Annotated in this window: 13 protein-coding genes and 2 pseudogenes; all 15 read right to left on the reverse strand. The window is 68.6% G+C overall.

Features of this window, described 5'->3' with window-relative positions; genetic code table 11:
- Positions 1-92 precede the first annotated feature (92 nt).
- The gene (resB, locus tag BN3906_RS04115; RefSeq protein WP_066584476.1) at positions 93-1820 is read right to left on the reverse strand and encodes a cytochrome c biogenesis protein ResB; all 1728 of its coding nucleotides are present in this window, start codon (positions 1818-1820) and stop codon (positions 93-95) included.
- Positions 1821-1914: 94 nt separating this feature from the next.
- Positions 1915-2801 (reverse strand): annotated as a pseudogene (locus tag BN3906_RS04120) (cytochrome c biogenesis CcdA family protein).
- A gap of 24 nt (positions 2802-2825) precedes the next feature.
- Positions 2826-3428, reverse strand: coding sequence for a TlpA family protein disulfide reductase (locus BN3906_RS04125; protein ID WP_078057092.1), 603 nt, complete (start codon positions 3426-3428; stop codon positions 2826-2828).
- Position 3429: 1 nt separating this feature from the next.
- Positions 3430-4056 (reverse strand): histidine phosphatase family protein, encoded by a 627-nt coding sequence (locus tag BN3906_RS04130; protein ID WP_066584479.1) that lies wholly within the window; start codon positions 4054-4056, stop codon positions 3430-3432.
- A 63-nt stretch (positions 4057-4119) separates the two neighbouring features.
- Positions 4120-5244, reverse strand: coding sequence for an iron-siderophore ABC transporter substrate-binding protein (locus BN3906_RS04135; RefSeq protein WP_078057093.1), 1125 nt, complete (start codon positions 5242-5244; stop codon positions 4120-4122).
- Positions 5245-5286: 42 nt separating this feature from the next.
- A complete protein-coding gene (hemL, locus tag BN3906_RS04140) occupies positions 5287-6603 on the reverse strand; it encodes a glutamate-1-semialdehyde 2,1-aminomutase (protein ID WP_390620316.1) in 1317 nt (438 codons plus the stop codon).
- A 117-nt stretch (positions 6604-6720) separates the two neighbouring features.
- Positions 6721-9459: a heavy metal translocating P-type ATPase gene (locus BN3906_RS04145; protein WP_261796834.1), complete on the reverse strand. Its 2739-nt coding sequence runs from the start codon at positions 9457-9459 to the stop codon at positions 6721-6723.
- Positions 9456-9914, reverse strand: coding sequence for a hypothetical protein (locus BN3906_RS04150; RefSeq protein ID WP_066584490.1), 459 nt, complete (start codon positions 9912-9914; stop codon positions 9456-9458). Before BN3906_RS04150 ends, BN3906_RS04145 begins: the two co-directional genes overlap by 4 nt.
- A gap of 2 nt (positions 9915-9916) precedes the next feature.
- Positions 9917-10597 (reverse strand): hypothetical protein, encoded by a 681-nt coding sequence (locus BN3906_RS04155; protein WP_237559657.1) that lies wholly within the window; start codon positions 10595-10597, stop codon positions 9917-9919.
- A gap of 183 nt (positions 10598-10780) precedes the next feature.
- Positions 10781-11881, reverse strand: a complete 1101-nt coding sequence (gene hemB, locus BN3906_RS04160; protein ID WP_078057094.1) for a porphobilinogen synthase — start codon at positions 11879-11881, stop codon at positions 10781-10783.
- Positions 11882-11921: 40 nt separating this feature from the next.
- Positions 11922-13405: pseudogene (locus BN3906_RS04165) on the reverse strand (uroporphyrinogen-III synthase); the annotation flags it as partial.
- Positions 13406-13485: 80 nt separating this feature from the next.
- Complete coding sequence (locus BN3906_RS15405; protein ID WP_078057095.1) at positions 13486-13989, reverse strand: SAM-dependent methyltransferase; 504 nt, start codon at positions 13987-13989, stop codon at positions 13486-13488.
- Positions 13990-14090: 101 nt separating this feature from the next.
- A complete protein-coding gene (gene hemC, locus BN3906_RS04175) occupies positions 14091-15152 on the reverse strand; it encodes a hydroxymethylbilane synthase (RefSeq protein WP_066584504.1) in 1062 nt (353 codons plus the stop codon).
- Entirely contained in the window at positions 15149-16561 is a 1413-nt protein-coding gene (locus tag BN3906_RS04180; RefSeq protein ID WP_066584507.1) for a glutamyl-tRNA reductase, read from the reverse strand. The genes hemC and BN3906_RS04180 overlap by 4 nt, the downstream gene beginning before the upstream one ends.
- 177 nt (positions 16562-16738) lie before the next feature.
- On the reverse strand, positions 16739-17032 hold the full coding sequence (locus BN3906_RS04185) for a glutaredoxin family protein (protein ID WP_066584509.1): 294 nt from the start codon (positions 17030-17032) through the stop codon (positions 16739-16741).
- Between the last annotated feature and the right edge of the window lie 301 nt (positions 17033-17333).

Consider the following 17333-nt stretch of genomic DNA (forward strand, 5'->3'; position numbering starts at 1 on the left):
GGGGCCGGACAGGACACGGGGCCGGCCCGGGGCAAGCCCAGGGCGGGACACAGAGCCGGTCACAGGGCGGGAGCCCCCGCGCTCAGCGGTGGTCAGCGGGAGCCGGTGTCCCCGTCACCGCTCTTTCCGTCGCGGTGGTCGCTGATCTCACCGTCCCGACGTTCCCTGGCCAGCTCCCTGTCGAGCTCGTCCTCCCAGTCCTCCCAGCCTGCGTCCGTCTGGTCGAACTCCTCGTCGAGTTCCTCCTCGTCCAGATGCAGGAGTTCCTCGGAGACACGGTTGAACTCACGACCCCAGCCGGCAGAGTCGGTCCGCGCCAGGCCGGCGATCTCCAGGGTCGAGGTACCGTCGCCGTTGTCGGTGACCCGCACCCAGAAACGGCGACGCTTGATCGTCAGTGACCCGACCAGCCCTGCGAGCATGAGCAGTGCGAAGAAGAGCACCCAGACTTCACTCCGGTCACGACTGACCTGGAGGTTGACGAACTCCTTGGCACCGTCGAAGGAGATCTGTGTGCCGTCGTCGAGGGTCACGGACTCCCCCTGCATGAGGTTCACCCTGTCAAGCTTCTGCAGGGAACCGTTGTGCAGCTGGGTCTGGGAGAGACTGAAGATGTCCTGGCCGGTTCCGGAGTCCAGCCCGGTGTCACCACGGTAGATGTCGATGGCGACCGCAGGGTTCTCCATGGCCGGGAAACTGGAGGACAGCAGGGCGTCATTCTCCCCGGAGAACTGCGCGGTCGGCGCGAAGAGTCCCTGGATGGCCAGCTGGTGCTGACGTCGGTCCAGCAGGTCCGGGTACATTCCCGCGGGCGGATCCATCTTCACCGCTCCGGAGGAGAGGAAGTAGGTGAGATCGTCCGGGCGGAACTGGATCGTCTCCGTCCTTTTCTCCCCGTTGGGCCAGGTCACCGTGAATGTGGGGGCGTAGCCGTGACCCTGCAGGTACACGCGGTCACCGTCGATGGTCAGCGGATGGTTGACCCGCAGCGTGGTGTGGTCCCACTCCTCGGTCGGTTTCAGGGCGTCCTGCCCGGAGGCGTAGTCGATGTCGGAGGAGAAGTCCGTCGCCTGGCCGGAGGGAAGATACTCGGCATTGAAGTTCTTGACGTTGACACAGAAGGGCGTCAACGTGGTGCCGTCGAAGGTCGGACCGTTGCGCAGGGAGTCGAAGTTCGCCACGGCGGTGTTGCAGAACTGGGAGTTGTCCGTCCCCGCGATCACGATGACCTGACCCTCGTAGTAGACCATCCGTCCGACCAGCACGGAAACCAGGATGCCGACCAGGGACAGGTGGAAGACCAGGTTGGAGGCCTCCCGGAGGTAGCCCTTCTCCGCGGAATAGGACCACTTCCCCGCCCTGTCCTCCTCAGGCTCGGTCGCACCACCCTGCCACCTGCTGAAACGGGCGGCGATCTCGGACCGGGCCTGGTCGGCCGGTACGTCGACCGTCCCGGAGACGTAGTTGGGCATCCTGTCGAGGCGCCTCGGCGCCGCCGGAGGACGCTTACGCAGGGCCTTCCAGTGGTCGATCGACCGTGGCAGGATACAGCCGATCAGGGAGATGAACAGGAGGACGTAGATCGCCGCGAACCAGGTTGAGCCGAAGACGTCGAACAGGCCGAGCCTGTCGTAGATCCGGGCGATCCGGCCGTTGGCGGCGAGATACTCCTCGACGTTACCGGCGTTGAGGGAACGTTGCGGGAGCAGCGCCCCGGGGATCGCGCCGAGCGCCAGGAGGAACAGCAGCACCAGTGCCGTCCGCATCTTCGTCAGCCACTGCCACGCCTTCTTCGGCCATCGGAGGATACTGCGGAGCATGGGGACCTTTCGTGGACTGCCGGAGTCACCGGCGGGGACAGTGCGGAAGTCTAGATTCTGAAACTGTGAACGCCCCTCGGGCGTCGGCCGGGAGTCACACCGGCAGGGTCGTGTCGGATATCAGCCACTGGCGGATCCAGTCGACGAACAGTGCCCACTGCCCGGTGACCAGCAGAATTCCGACGAGTACGAGAAGTGCGCCGCCGACGATCTGGATCGTCCGGGAATGACGCCGCAGCCATCCCACGCCACGGAGAGCCTTCGCGGACCCCAGGGCGACAAGGATGAAGGGGACGCCGAGGCCGAGACAGTAGGCGACGATGAGCACGACACCCCTCGCTGCGGTCATGCCCTGGGTACCGGCGGACACGGAGATGATCGCGGCCAGGGTCGGACCCAGGCACGGCGTCCACCCGAGGGCGAAGACCGCGCCGAGCAGCGGGGCTCCGGCCAGCGTTGTCTCTTCTACACATCTCGACCGCACGGTCATGCGGCTGTCTCTAAACCACATCTGATGTTTAAAAGAGACAGGAGCAGCGGGGCTCCGGCCAGCGTCGACCAGCGGCGCGGCGCCATGCGGGTGTCGGTCTGCAGCGGTCGGATGAAGCCCATGAAGATCACCCCCATGAGAATCGTCACCACCCCGCCGACCCTCATCAGCAGCTCCTGGTTGAGCTGGATGGCCCGGATGGCCCCGAAGACCGTCGCCGTGGCCAGGCAGAAGACGACGGTGAAGCCCGCGACGAAGAGCAGTGCCGCACCGCCGGCGCGTCCCCTCCGCTTGGTCACCACGGTGCCCTCAGCGGTGTACTCCGCCTCCGCACCGACGACGCCGGCGAGGTAGGAGACATACCCGGGCACCAGCGGGATCACGCACGGAGAGGCGAAGGAGACCAGTCCCGCCGCGAGCGCGGCGAGCATGCCCAGCAGCAGGGGGCCGGAGGTCACGGCATCGGCGAAAGCTGTCCCGAGGTCACTCATCGTCGTCCGTCCGTTCCACCGTCATCAGCCGAGCAGAGGTTCCACAGCCGACCAGAGGTCGTCCGCGGTGATCTCCCGGAGGAACACCTTGGCCGGACGGTGCTGCCGGTCCAGGACGATCGTGGTGGGGATGACGGACGCGGGGAGTCCGCCGAGCGCGAGGGCGGACTTGAACGGCGGGTCGTAGATGGACGGGTAGGTCAACCCGTTGTCCTCGTGGAAGTCCTGGGCCTTCTCCCTCACCGAATCCCGGACATTGATGCCGAGGATCGTTCCCCGGCCGTCCTTCTCCAGCTTCTCCTGGACGGTCTGCAGGTCGTCCGATTCACTGCGGCAGGGGCCGCACCACTGGCCCCAGGCGTTCAGGACCACGACCTCGTCCTTGAAGTCGTCGAGGCTGATCGTCTTCCCCGGGTCCATGAGGGAATCCCCGCTCAGGTCACCGACAGGCTCACGGTCCGCCTCGTCATAGGTGATCACGGTCTGACCGCCCGGCGAGACGAACTGGAAGGTTCCGCCGACGGCGACGGCGTCCGTCCCCGCGGTGCTGTCCTCACCGCAGGCCACGGCTCCGCAGAGCACACCGGCTGCGACGGTTGCCGCCGTGACGGTCCTCAGGATGCGCATCTCAGATCTCCTGCGCGGGTTCGGAGTAGACCATGTCGGTGAGTTCGTCCCCGTCGAAGACCAGGGAGGTCACCGAAGCGAGTTCGCATCGTCGTGACGCCGGACTGTGCTGCAACGGCAGCCCCCGGACATCCCTCTGGACACAGACCACGGGAAGCTGGTGGGAGACGCAGACCGCCTCGTGCCCTTCGGCGGCGCGCCTGGCACGGTCGACAGCCGACCACATACGGTCGAGGATCCGGCTGTAGGGCTCACCCCAGCTCGGCACCGACGGATCCTTCAGCAGGGGCCAGAGGCGGGGATTCCACAGTGCCGAGCGCGGACCTTTGATGTGGAGCCCTTCCAGCCGGTTCCCCGCCTCGATGAGGTCCTCGTCGGTGACCAGTTCCAGGGGGGCGGTCGTCCTGCCGGCGTTGAGTGCCCCGATCACCGGCTCCACGGTCTCCTGGGCGCGTTGCAGAGGTGAGGCCGCGACATAGGTGATGTCGTGGTCGGCGAGGTCGGCGGCGACCGCCGCCGCCATCTGCCGGCCCCTCACGCTGAGGTGCCAGCCGGGGAGGCGGCCGTAGAGGATCCGGTCCGGATTGTGGACCTCGCCGTGGCGGACGAGGTGGACGATCGTGCTCATGGGTTTTCAGCGTACCTGTCATGGTGCTGACGGCATAAGCGCACGGTCATGCCGTGCCCGGGATCACGCGGCGGCGGACAGGGCGTCCCGGATCATGGGGACGTAGCGGTCGATCGACCACGGCACGGTCAGCGGGTTGATGATCGAGGACGCCGTGACAAAAGAGTTGTCCGTCGGGGCTACCACGGCGCCCTTCCGGATCGCCGGCACGGCACCGTAGGTGGGCACATCCTCCATCTCTGCCCGGTTCGCAGGATCCGAGTAGAAGGTGAAGATCACGTCCACGTCATCGAGGATGTCAGCGTTCTCCAGGGAGAATGTGGCGGAATCGGTGCCCTCTTTCTCCCGGGACTTCATCTGCTCGACCACCGGGGCGACCCGCAGGCCGAGGTTCTCCACCATCGCGGCCCGCTGCTCCGAGGGGAGGAAGACCCCGAGCTCCCCGGCGGGGCCCTGGTTGTAGATGAAGGCGAAGTCGTGTTCGGCGAACTCCGGGTGAGCTGAACGGACCTCGGCGAACCGGCCCTCGATCCCGTCGATGAGCCCGGCTGCCTTCTCCTTCTCCCCCAGGGCTGTGGCAACCGTCGTGATCTGGTCCTTCCAGTCGATCGTCCAGGGCTTCTCCGGGTACGCCACCGTGGGGGCGAGGGCGCTGAGGGCGGCGTACTGTTCTTCGGTGATTCCGGACCAGGGGGCGAGGATGACGTCCGGGTCCAGGGCGGCGACCTCCTCCGGTGAAACTCCGGAGTCACCGGCGTCGATCAGTCGGGGCCATTCGTCCTCGGGTACCTGCTTTTTCTCCAGCTCCTCCCTGATCCACGGGAGCTGGCCGGAGTCGTCGGCGCCCCACTCGTATTCCTCGGTGCCCACCGGGATGACTCCGAGAGCGACCGCTGTCTCTGCCGAACCCTGCCCGAGGGTGACGACGCGTTCGGGTTTCTCGGTGATCTCCGCTGTTCCGAGGGCGTGGGTGACGGTGACAGGTTCGAAGTCGGCTCCTGCGGCGGAGGTGGCGTCCCCGTCCCCGTCAGTTCCGCAGGCCACCAGTCCTGCGGCGAGGACGGTCGCGGTGAGTACTCCGGTTGCGCGTCGCAGGTGCGACCACAGGCTGGCACCGGTCCCGGCGGTCGCGGGGGCGTGGTCCGCGGCAGGGCGGGCTGGTCTCCTGTTGAAGATCGGTTCAGTCATGTTGCCCTACCCTACACAGGACGGCCACCGCCTCGGACGCGTCTACGGTCTGCGGGCCGCGGCGGCAGCCTTCGCAGCAGGGACCAGTGCAGTCTCAATCCGGGCGAAGTCGTCGTCGGTGAGTGCGGTGGAGACGAACCAGGTCTCGAAGACGCTCGGCGGAGCGTACACCCCGGCGTCCAGCAGCGCGTGGAAGAACGGTGCGTAACGGAAGGTGTCCGCGGCCTGCATGTCGTCGAAGTTCCTCCCCCGACCTTCGGCGAAACGGACAGACAGCATCGACTCCGCCCGCTGGATGTGGTGGACCACCCCTTCCGCCGACAGTGCCGCGGAAATCAACGACGACAGCCTGTCCGCGTTCGCGTTCAGGGTCCGGTAGACACCCTCGTCGGCGAGCTGCAGTGACGCCAGCCCCGAAGCCATCGCCACCGGGTTCCCTGACAGGGTACCCGCCTGGTACACCGGCCCGACCGGAGCGAGCATGTCCATGATCTCCGCCCGTCCACCGAAAGCAGCGGCGGGCATCCCGCCGGAGACGACCTTGCCGAAGGTCGTGAGGTCGCCTGCCACCCCGTCAACCCCGAACCATCCCTGACGCGAGGTACGGAAACCGGTCATGACCTCGTCCACGATCAGAAGTGCCCCGTCAGAGTGCGCGATATCCCTCAGAGCTGCGTTGAATCCCGGGTCCGGACGGACCGACCCCATGTTCCCGGCGGACGCCTCGGTGATCACCGCGGCGAACTCGCCGGGATGCTCCGCGAAGGCGGCACGCACGGCGTCGAGGTCGTTGTAGGGCACGGCGACGGTCTCGGCGGCGGCCGCGGCGGTGATACCCGGCGAATCCGGCAGCCCCAGGGTCGCCACCCCGGAACCGGCCGAAACGAGAAGCGAATCGACATGTCCGTGGTAGCACCCGATGAACTTCAGGATCCGGTCACGACCGGTGTAGCCGCGGGCCAGACGGACGGCGGACATGGTCGCCTCGGTACCGGAGTTGACCATCCTGATCTTCTCCACGCTGGTCCTGCCGATGATCTCCTCGGCGAGGGCGATCTCCCCGAGGGTGGGCGCCCCGTAGGAGACACCCTTCGACACGGCCTCCTGCACCGCGTCAACCACGACCGGGTGGGCATGACCGTGGATCATCGGCCCCCAGGAACACACCAGGTCGACGTAGTCGTTGCCGTCGATGTCGGTGAGCCGGGACCCCGACGCCGAGGCAATGAACGGGGCGGTGCCCCCGACCGAGCCGAAGGCACGGACCGGGGAGTTGACACCCCCGGGGATGACCCGACGCGCCTCCTGCATCGCTTCGGTGCTGGCCGCCAGATTCTTCTCGGTGTGTTCACTCATCACGTCGACCAGCATAACGCCGGCCGGTCGGGTTCCGCCCCCCGCAGGGCACCCCGCGGTATTCCGGGGACGCCCGGGGCTGCAGCTCCTGGTTCCGCTGTGTCTGTCCGCTGCAGCAGGCTACTCGGTCTGCCAGGGCAGAAGATTCTCACCTGCCCACGACCGGAACCTGACCCACCGGGGACGCCAGTCCGCGTTGACAGTCGTCCGTGTGGTGTAGTCACGGTGGGTGATACGGGCGGAACGCCACTCGATCAACAGCGAAGACAGCAGCATCGGCACCGTGGCGACGAGGGGGTTGAGCAGTCCGGTGACGCTGAGCAGCAGGGCTGCGATGTTGTAGCCCCAGGACAGCCAGAGGTTCCAGTCGACGGTCGCCCGGACATGCCGGACAAGGTTGATGACCTCCGGGATCGCGGAGATGTCCTCCCTGATGATGACGACGTCACTCTCCGCGTTGTCGATGCGGTCCGCCGACCCCATGAGCATGCCCACGTCGGCGACCCGGAGACAGTCGAGGACGTCCTGGTCACCCACCATCGCCACCTTCGCCCCCTGGGCATGGACGCTGCGGACGGTCGCCGCCTTCCTCCCCGGGGCGATACCGGCGAGCACAGTGGAGATACCGATCATGTCCGCCATGCGCCGGGCCACCGGGTAGGTGTCACGCGCGATCATGGTGGTCTCGATGTCCATCTCCTCGAGAGTCTCCACCGCGGCTGCGGCGTCCCCCTTGACCTGGTCGGACACGTTGATCACGCCCCGTGCCCGGTCCTTCCAGCTGACCACCAGCGGAGTTCCGCCGCTCACCGCGGCGTTGGCGAGAGCAGGGTCGGAGAGTTCCGACAGGTCCCGGGGACGCCACAGTGCGACCGGAAGGTGACGTGTGGCGGTCTCGCCGGTCTTCGGGTCCTTGACCGGAATCTCGACAGTGGAGGTGAACGACCCGAACTCGTCGACGACGACCGGTCCGGTCTCCAGCCAGTGTGGTACCGAGTCTCCCCCGGTGCCCGCGTCGCGTGCCTCCCTGTCAGCCCGGACGATCGCCCGCGACACCGCGTGGTTCGATTCCAGCGACAGTGCCCCGGCAACACGGAGCACCAGCTCAGGGTTCTCCCCCTTCGCCGCGGTGATACCGGTCACGGTCATAGGCCCGTGCGTGAGAGTTCCGTTGCGGTTGAAGATGACCGTGTCGACGTCCGCGAGCTGGTGGATGGTGTTCGCGTTGCGCAGCAGGGTTCCCCCCGCCGCCGCACGCGCCAGGCCGAGGCGCAGGGCCAGCGTCGTGGACACCGCGAGAGCCAGCGGGGCCACAGAGATCAGCACCGCAAGTGCTGCAGCGACGGCCGAGGCCGGGGAGTCGGTGACGAGGAGCCAGACGGCGGCGGCGCCCACGGCGACGACAACCGCCCAGGGGACGAGCAGTGACGCCGACCTGGTGGCGAGCTGGTCGAGGCGGTTCTCGTCACGCTCGGCCGCGGCGATCCACCTGTTGACTGCGGCGAGGCGGGTCCGCGACCCGGTACGTTCCACCCGGATCTTCAGGGTGTCACCGCAGTTACGTGCACCGGCGTACACGGGTGAGTTCACCGTGACCTCGATCCGGCGGTCGCGCCCTCCGAACGGCCCGGCGTCCACCATCGCCCGGCCTCCGACCACCTCTCCGTCTGAGGGGACTATTCCACCCGGGGGGACGAGAATGTCGTCGCCCACCCGGATCTCGCCGACGGTGATGGCCGACTTGACCGGCTTGCCACGGCGGTCGTTGCGGACCACGGTGACGGTGTCCGAACCGGGCAGTCTGAGAGTCCCCAGGGCCAGTGAGGACCTGAGACGTGTCCGCCGGGAGGCCAGTCGTCCGAGCAGGAGCAGGATCGTCACACCGCAGGCGACGTCGAGGAAGACGGACCCGTTACCCGAGTCGTGGTAACCCGCCGTCCAGCCGGGGCTGTTCCGCCATCCCGCGTCCCCTACATCGCTGACCAGCATCGTCACCAGCGAGTAGATGAAGGACACCAGGATCGCCACCGATGACGCCGTGTCCAGGGCGGACATGCCCCGGCGCAGGCCGGCGAGCATGGCGCGGTGGAAGGGCCAGGCGCACCAGGTGACCACGGGAAGCGACAGTGCCAGGCAGAGCCACTGCCAGCGGTCGAACTGCCAGCCCGGCATATGCTGCAGCACCACGACCGGCAGCCCCAGCACAACAGCCACAATGAGCCGGGGGATGGTGATGAGGTCCCGGGCCGTGTACAGGACCTCCGTCGCCGCAGAAGACTGAGAGCCTCCGGTACCGGCACCGTACCCGCGTCTGCGCAGGCGCTTCTCACGCCGGATGTCGGCGTAGGTGGTGGCGTGGCGCTCCCTCTCCTGAAAACTCCGGGGGCGCTGACGGGAACGCCGGGCGCGCCGCATCCGGCGCCGACGTTCACTGATGTTCAGCCGCTCCGCACGACGGCGCAGGGACGCCGTGGTCAGCCAGGCGTCCACCCCCATACCCGCCATGAGGTCACGCAGCACGTCGGGGGAAAGATCGTCGGGGGCGGTGACCCAGGCCATCGACGTGGAGTACACCACCCGGGCCTGTACCCCGGGCACGGCACAGAGCGCCGCCTCCACCTGTCCTGCCTCCACCGCGGACTCCAGTCCGGACAGATGCCAGGTGAACGACGTCAGGGGGCCGGCGGATTCCGGGGCGTCGTCCGCCCGGTCCTCTGCACCGGAGCCGCTGTGACGGTCGAGCAGGCCAGCCGCCCGGGCCGCGTCACGAGCCTCCTCGATCGCCCGGGAGGCCGCGGAGACCTGACCGGTACCCCGGTGTCCGCCGTGGACCTCCCGGTGCTCGTTGCCGCCGGTCACGACGTCCCCCTCCCCGGTCGGAAGTGGAAACGCACGGCCGGTCGGTACACCGCGAGCACAGCTCCGGCGAGAATGAACGCCAGCAACGGCTGCACCGGTCCACCTATGCCCAACGCCCAGATTCCGAGCGCGGTGAGTGCCGCGACGCCGGCGGCCACCGCGGTGACCGTCCGTCGTCGCGGATCCCCCAGGAGCAGTCCCGGGCTCGCGACACTGAGAACCACCGCTGCCAGGATCTCGATGCCTCCCGTCCACCGCAGGGCGGTCACCACGGCGTCGATGACCCGCCGCTGTTCCGGACCCGGGTCCGTGGGAGGCTCGGCGGTCCACATCAGTATCCCGCTGAGCAGCAGACCGACGGCGCCGAGGACGACGAGGACGAATCCGGTGCGGACCAGACGCGGAGCCTTCCGCCACGGCCCTGCCGCCTGCGAGGCGGGCTGTGTGGTGGACACTGTCAGCGCCCCTTCCTTCCGGAACCGCCGGAGGTGCCGTCACCGTCGTCGCGACGGTCCCGCCGACTGTTCTTCCGCTCTTCCTGGCGCTGTTTCCTCAGGTCAGCCGACCTTCGGTCGAGTGCAGCGGTGAACTCGGCCAGCTCTTTCTCCCCCGGCAGACCGAACCAGTCACGGTTCTCGGGCCGGGACATCAGCCACCAGCCGACGGGCGCGAGAACTCCCGAGACAATGGTCCCCGCCCCGATCAGCACGATGAGTACCACCGACCCTGTCTCCGGTGCTCCGGCGAAAGTCTGCATGAGTGCGGTCATCGCCAGGTAGACCGAACCCAGGCTGAGGAAGAGCCGGGACCGGTAGCCGCCGCGCCCGGCACGCGAGATCAGCCACACGCAGACCACGACGGACAGCAGGGTCAGCAGGAACTGGGCGACCGCGTAGCCGGTCACCAGTTCGCCGACGGTGACTCCCGCGGGAAGTTCCATGTCCCGGGTCTGCAGGGTGACCTGGCGGTTCAGTGCACGCCGGTCGGTGAGGTTCAGTACCAGCTGCAGGATTCCGGTGAGAAGCTGCAGCCCTGAGACGGCGTACCAGATCTTCACGCCGTCACGCACCTGCTCCGGGGCGTCCTTCACTGACGGGGCAAGGCCGTCGGGACGTCCGATCTTCGGCGGTTCGGGCATCCCGCCAGGACCGGGCCGGCCCGCCGGGTAACCGGGGAACCCGGGGGGACCGGCCGGCGGCGGGGGGTCGGTTCGTCGCGGGGAACTGTGGGGTGCGTTCATGTCGGTCTCCAGCCTAGCCGTAGCACGGACGTCCCGCGTCGCCACCGGTGTCTGCACGGCGGACGGTCCCCGGGGACGGTCCTACCCCTTGAGCAGTCGGGCGGCCTCTGTGGCCCAGTAGGTCAGGATGATGTCCGCACCGGCCCGACGGATCCCCGTGAGTGAATCGAGGATCGCCGGTTCACGGGCGATCCACCCGTTGTCGGCCGCCGCGGTGATCATCGCGTACTCGCCGGAGACCTGGTACGCCGCGACAGGGACCGTCGAGTGGTCGGCAACCTGACGCAGTACATCGAGGTACGGCATGGCAGGCTTCACCATCACCATGTCCGCGCCCTCACTGATGTCGAGGTCGACCTCCATGAGCGCTTCACGGGCATTGCGCGGATCCTGCTGGTAGGTCTTCCTGTCGCCCTGCAGCGTCGACTGGACGGCCTCGCGGAAGGGACCGTAGAAAGCTCCGGCGTACTTCGCGGAGTAGGCGAGGATGCTGACGTCGCTGAATCCTTCGGCGTCGAGGGCGGCGCGGACCACCCGGATCTGACCGTCCATCATCCCGGACGGGCTGACGACGTGCGCGCCGGCGCGGGCCTGGCTCACCGCCATGGCCGCGTAGAGCGGAAGCGTGGCGTCATTGTCCACCACCGTGTTGCCGTGGCTGTCGGTGGCCAGGACACCGCAGTGACCGTGGTCGGTGAACTCGTCGAGACAGGTGTCCGCGATGACGAGGAGGTCGTCGCCGAACTCCCGGCGCAGAGCCGCCACACCCCTGTTGAGGATCCCGTCGGACGCCCAGGCCTGCGACCCCGTGGCGTCCTTGTGCCCGGGGGCGGGGACGCCGAAGACGTCCAGAGCCCCGACGCCCGCGGCCACCGCCTCCTCCGCCGCCCTGAGAAGGGACGCCTCGGTGTGCTGGTACACGCCGGGCATGGAACTTATCTCCCGGGGGGAGTCGATACCCTCGGCGATGAACACCGGGAGGACGAACTGGGCCGGGTCGAGGTGCGTCTCAGCGACGAAATCGCGCATCACCCGGCTGGAACGCAGGCGGCGGGGGCGGCGCACCGGTGCAGGTACGCCGTAGGTGTCGGTCGGGGTAGTGCCGGGCAGTGCCCCGAAAACTTCTCCGGGAACGTCTCCGGAGCCGGAACCGGCAACGGACGTGGTCGAGAACTCAGTCATGGTGCCGATGGTACGCCCGGGGTCCGGGTCGGGACTCGGGTCACTGACCGTTGTGCGGCGTGCGCCGGCGACGACGCCGCTTACGCGGGGGCGGCAGCTGATCGGCCGCGCGCAGGGCGCGCGCAGGGCCGCGACGTGCTCGGCCAGGGCATCGACCAGTTCCGGTACTCCGGCGACCTCAGGCATCACGTCGACCCGCAGTCCGTGCTCCTCGGCGGTCCTCGCGGCCACCGGTCCGATGCAGGCGATGATCGTCCTGGTGTGCGGCTTGCCGGCGATACCGACGAGGTTCTTCACCGTCGACGAGGAGGTGAAGCACACCGCGTCGAAACCACCGGACTTGATCATGTCGCGGATCTCCTGACTTGGCGGGGCGGCACGCACCGTGCGGTATGCCACCACGTCCTCGACGGACCAGCCGAGGTCGATGAGACCGTCGACGAGGGTGTCCGTGGCGATGTCCGCGCGGGGAAGCAGGACCCGGTCCACGGGGTCGAGGTCGGCATCGTAGGGAGGGAAGACGTCGACGAGCCCGGCGGCGTTGCGGGCGTTGGCCCTGGGCAGCAGTTCGGGGGTGATCCCGAGGTCGCGGACCGCCTGGGCGGTCTTCTCACCGACCGCGGCGACAGACACCCCTGCCAGGGCCCTGGCGTCCAGGCCGAACTCGCGGAGCTTCTCCCACACGGCCTTCACCGCGTTGACGGAGGTGAAGACGATCCACTGGTAACGTCCGTCGACCAGTCCCTTGACCGCCCGCTCCATCTGGGCCGGACTGCGGGGCGGTTCCATGGAGATCGTCGGGACCTCGATGGGGATCGCACCGTGGGAGGCCAGCCGGGTGCTCATCGGCCCGGCCTGCGCCTTCGCGCGAGGCACCAGGACATTCCACCCGTACAGGGCCCGGTTCTCCCACCACGAGTACTTCGATCTGCCGGATGCAGCGGTCCCGAGGGTGACGACGAGTTCCTCAGGCATCTCCCCCTCCTTGGCCAGCGGTCCGGAGGCGGCGACGACGGACTTGAGGGTGTCGAGGGTGACGTCCCAGGATTTCTGGCGCCGGGTGGTGGCGTGCACCGTGACGGTGGCCGGGGTGGTTCCGGGTACCCCGTGCCCTTTCAGCTCCCGGGCCACGGGGGCCAGGTCGGTGGGGACAACAGTGACGATCAGCGGTTTCGGTGCGGCGGCGACGGCTGCCCAGTCCACTCCCGTGAGACCGCCGCGGAGATCTACGGCGGTGTAGCCGTCACCGGTGGGGATGCCGTTGTACGCGGGCAGGGCGGAGGCTCCGGTCATTCCCGGGATGACCTCGAACTCGGCGCCCAGCGCGGCCACCTCCCTCAGTTCGCGGAGGACGGCCGGGTTGTCGACGGGGTTACCTGCGACGAGCCGCACCACATTCTCCCCGTTGCGCACCCTGGCGACCATGTCCGCCGCCAGGGCGTGCGCACCGACATCCGGGACGGTGAGGTCCGGACCGTTGCAGCCGCTGCGTGAGGCGGGGACGTCCGGAAGCGTGGCGGTCGTCGGTTCTCCGGCGGCGGAGGACGCGACGGCCTGTTCCGGTGCGGGTCCGGTGGCCGACCCGGTGGCCGACCTGATGGGTATTAGAGACAGGGGGCGGGGCGGGGGGCGGCGCAGGGACGGAAACGCGCAGCCCCCCGGCGGGAAGCAGGGGGGGGGGGGGGGGGCACGGGGGCGGGGAGGCCGAGGGCCGGTGCGGGTCCGGTGGCCGACCCGGTGGCCGACCCTGTGCCAGTGCCGGCGCCGGCATCAGGCCCGGTCACCACGCCGGATCCGGGGGCGGTGAGCACGATCTCCGCGGCAGTGAGTGCCGTGGGGCGGGGAGGACGCCGACGACTGCCGGACTCCTTCGCCGCCTCGGCTTCTGCACGCCACTGTTTCTCCGCCCGCTCACGCTTCTCGGCGGACACGGGTTCGGCGGCGGCGATGAGGGTGCGGACGGACTCGGGTACAGCTGGATCGACCCACGCATGCACCGTGTGCTCGAGGATTTCGCGGGCCCGCACGGTCAGGAGTTCAGGGTTGCCCGGACCGGCGCCGACGAAGAGCACTCGTCCGTTTCCGTGGGCATTACCGGCAGAGGTCATCGGGGTCTTTCTCGTTGGAGCTCCCGGACCGGACGGCTGTTCCGGCCGGTGGGAAAGGGAAGATGGGGGTTGCGGGGAGGCGGGTCGTCGGTCGGCGGGGGTCACAACGGCCCGGCTGTGGCGATCACTGAGGCTGCCCCCGCCTCAAGTAGTCGGGTGCCGAGTGTCCTGCCCAGTTCTGCCGCGGCATGCTGCGGGTCAGGGTGAACCACGCCCTCCCCGGCGTCTGTGCCGTCGTCCTCACCGCCACCGTGAGCATCTCCGGGGCCTGCGCCGGTGGCGTCCACCGGGCCGGAGATCGTACGGACCAGGCTGGTGGACCCGTCCAGGGCGAACACTCCGGCCTGCAGGGTCAGGACGCCGTCCTCCAGGGTGGAGAAGGCACCCACCGGGGCGGTGCACCCCGCCTCGAGGGTGGCCAGCACCGCTCTCTCGGCGACGGCCCTGGCGTGGGACACCGGGTCGTCGAGGTGGCGGACCGCCTCAACTGCGGCGGCGTCGTCTGCCCGTACCTCCACGCACAGTGCGCCCTGTGCGGGCGCCGGCATGATGTCGGTGACGGAGACGGTCTCGGCCGCGCGGTCCAGACGCCCGACCCGCTCCAGTCCGGCGCGGGCGAGAACGACGGCCGCGAGATCCTCCGGACCGTCGCCGACCCGGCTCATCCGGGTGTCGATGTTTCCGCGCAGTCCCACGCATTCCACGTCCGGGCGCAGTGCACGGATCTGTGACACCCTCCGGGGTGCCCCGGTGCCTACCCTGGCTCCCCGGGGCAGTTCCCGCAGCGTCAGGTCACCGTTGCTGACGAGAACCTCCCGCGGGTCGACCCGGGGCGGGACGACGGCGATGAAGCGGGGGTCAGGAGCGGTGGGCAGGTCCTTGAACGAGTGGACTGCGACGTCGCACTCTCCCGCCGCCAGCGCGTTACGCAGGGTTTCGGTGAACACACCGACGCCGATGCGGGCGACAGGTGTCTGTGCTTTCTGGGAGGCGTCTCCCGGGGTGTGAACGAAGTGGAGTTCGGCGGGTGTTCCCCGGTCGATCAGGGCGTCCCGCACTGTTCCCGCCTGCGTGGAGGCGAGGGTCGACGCCCGGGTACCGACGAGGAAGGTGCGCCCGGCGGAACGGCCGGGACGGGGCCCGGTCAGGTTGCCGGCGGTCATGAGGCCTCTCCGGTGATCATGTTGCCGATGCGGGCGAGGCCTGCGTCACCGGGTTCCACCGACCGTGACACCGGTGCCGAGGAACCGGCGGGGAGATTGAACAGCACGGCGAGTGCTTCAGCGTAGTTCACACTCCCGCCGGCGCTGCTGAGCTTCTTGACCTGCACGGTCGGGGTGTGGAGGATCTTGTCCACCACGCGGCGGACGGTCCGGGTGACCTCGGCGCGTTCCTGGTCGGTCATTCCGGGGGTCCGGCGCATCAGCTGGCCGAGTTCGTCGTCGATGACGTCGGACGCCCGCTGACGCAGTGCCTTGACCGTGGGGACGACAGACTGTACCCGGACCTGTTCGAGGTATTCGTCCAGTTCCTCGCGGACGACCTGACGTGCGGCGTCCTCGTCCCGGGTACCTTCCCCGGCGAGGGTGGTCAGTTCCTCGATGTTCAGCAGACGGATGTTCACGTCTGCCCTGTCCGCACCGGATCCTTCCTCGCTGACCACGGAATCGTCGATGTCGCGGGGCATCGACAGGTCGACGAGCACCATGTCGTGCGGTCGCACGGTCTGCGCGGCCCGGACATCCTCCCCCGTGATGACGGTGCCGACGGCACCGGTGGCCGAGACCACGAGATCCACGTCCTGCAGAACGCCGGGGATCCCGGACAGCGGTACAGCGGAGGCGGACACGCCGGCCTGCCGGGCGTGGTCGGCCAGATTTTCGGCGCGGCTGAGCGTCCGGTTCGCCACCGTGACGTGTGACACGCCGGCCCTGCCGAGCCAGGTGGACGCCAGGGACGCCATCGCCCCTGCCCCCACGACCAGGGCACGGCGTCCCGTCATGTCGGGGACGCCGAGTTCCTCCACCGCGTGGCCGAGGGCGAAACTCACCATCGATGACCCGGCGACATCCACCTCGGTCTCGGTGTGCACCCTCTTGCCGGTACGCAGGGCCCGCTGGGTGAGCTCGTGCAGGGCACTGCCCACGGTGCCGTTGTCGTCCGCAGTGTGGTACGCGTTCCGCAGCTGGCCGATGACCTGCTGCTCCCCCACGACCATCGAGTCCAGACCGGAGGCCACGGTGAGCATGTGCTCGGCAGCCTTGTCGGCGTACCTCACGTAGAGGTAGGGCTCCAGGTCGGTGGCGGGGATGCCGGCATGGTCGGCGACGGTCTCGACCACATGGTCCAGTGCGGGGTGGAAGGCGGTGGTGGCCACGTAGAACTCCATGCGGTTGCAGGTGGAGAGTACGAGTGCCTCGGTGACACAGTCACCGTCGAGCAGGTCATGCTCCAGCGCGGCCAGGTCCGTGGCGGCGGCGGACGCCTTCTCCAGCACCGGCACGGGTGCAGATCGGAAGGAGAGCCCGACAAGGAGGACCGCTGCGGGCCCGGTCATACCCAGTCCGGCCATGGGCGTTCCGCCTCCTGTGTTCGCGATGCGCGGCTCGAGTGCGTCACCGTCGTCGGCGGGGCCGACGACGGGGACAGGTTGTCAACGGGTATATACGGTATCTGTTGGAAGCCCCCACGTCCAAAGCGCAGGGGTGGGCGATATGACCTGCCGGCCGCACACCCGCCGGTACCCCGGTCAGCTGCCGGTGACTGTACCGGGCACGGTTCCGGATGCACTCCGGGCACGGGTCACCGCCTCCACCAGTTCTTCATCGTCGATCTCCCAGCAGGCGACCTCCTCGTCGTCGACGAGGACGACAGGGACCCGGTCCCCGAACTCGACGGCCAGTGCCGTCTCGGAGTCCACGTCCACGACCTCGAGCAGGACACCGAGCTGTCCGCAGAGCGGGGTGATCTGTCCCCGCACTCTGGCGCAGGATCCGCAGGTGCTCCGCACGAGGAGGGTGACGGTGACATCGGCTTCATTCACACCGCCGAGACTAGTCCGTTCCCGTCGACGACGGTGTTTCCGGTGTCAACGGTGTCCGGCTGCACGCACAGATCCTGCTGACATACAGAGGCGTGGCCCCGGTGCACACCCCGTCTCCTATACACATCTAGATGGGGATAAGAGACACCCCGCGGCGCTCCCCCCCCCTTGCCCGGGTTCCGGCGCCGAACGCGGGGACGGCGCAGCAACTTGCGGGGCTTCTTCTTCGCCATGCGCCTGCCGCGCGTCTTGTCGACCGGACCCACAGGGCCTCCTCGTCCCTGCTTCGGTCACGGACGAC

The sequence above is a fragment of the Corynebacterium provencense genome (assembly GCA_900049755.1).
In the GTDB taxonomy this organism is placed as follows: domain Bacteria; phylum Actinomycetota; class Actinomycetes; order Mycobacteriales; family Mycobacteriaceae; genus Corynebacterium; species Corynebacterium neomassiliense.

Excerpts from the sequence above, each read along its gene's own strand:
- resB (WP_066584476.1), bottom strand. The coding sequence starts at position 1,820 with ATGCTCCGCAGTATCCTCCGATGGCCGAAGAAGGCGTGGCAGTGGCTG.
- BN3906_RS04125 (WP_078057092.1), bottom strand. The coding sequence starts at position 3,428 with ATGCGCATCCTGAGGACCGTCACGGCGGCAACCGTCGCAGCCGGTGTG.
- BN3906_RS04130 (WP_066584479.1), bottom strand. The coding sequence starts at position 4,056 with ATGAGCACGATCGTCCACCTCGTCCGCCACGGCGAGGTCCACAATCCG.
- BN3906_RS04135 (WP_078057093.1), bottom strand. The coding sequence starts at position 5,244 with ATGACTGAACCGATCTTCAACAGGAGACCAGCCCGCCCTGCCGCGGAC.
- BN3906_RS04155 (WP_237559657.1), bottom strand. The coding sequence starts at position 10,597 with ATGCCCGAACCGCCGAAGATCGGACGTCCCGACGGCCTTGCCCCGTCA.
- hemB (WP_078057094.1), bottom strand. The coding sequence starts at position 11,881 with ATGACTGAGTTCTCGACCACGTCCGTTGCCGGTTCCGGCTCCGGAGAC.
- BN3906_RS15405 (WP_078057095.1), bottom strand. The coding sequence starts at position 13,989 with ATGACCTCTGCCGGTAATGCCCACGGAAACGGACGAGTGCTCTTCGTC.
- hemC (WP_066584504.1), bottom strand. The coding sequence starts at position 15,152 with ATGACCGCCGGCAACCTGACCGGGCCCCGTCCCGGCCGTTCCGCCGGG.
- BN3906_RS04180 (WP_066584507.1), bottom strand. The coding sequence starts at position 16,561 with ATGGCCGGACTGGGTATGACCGGGCCCGCAGCGGTCCTCCTTGTCGGG.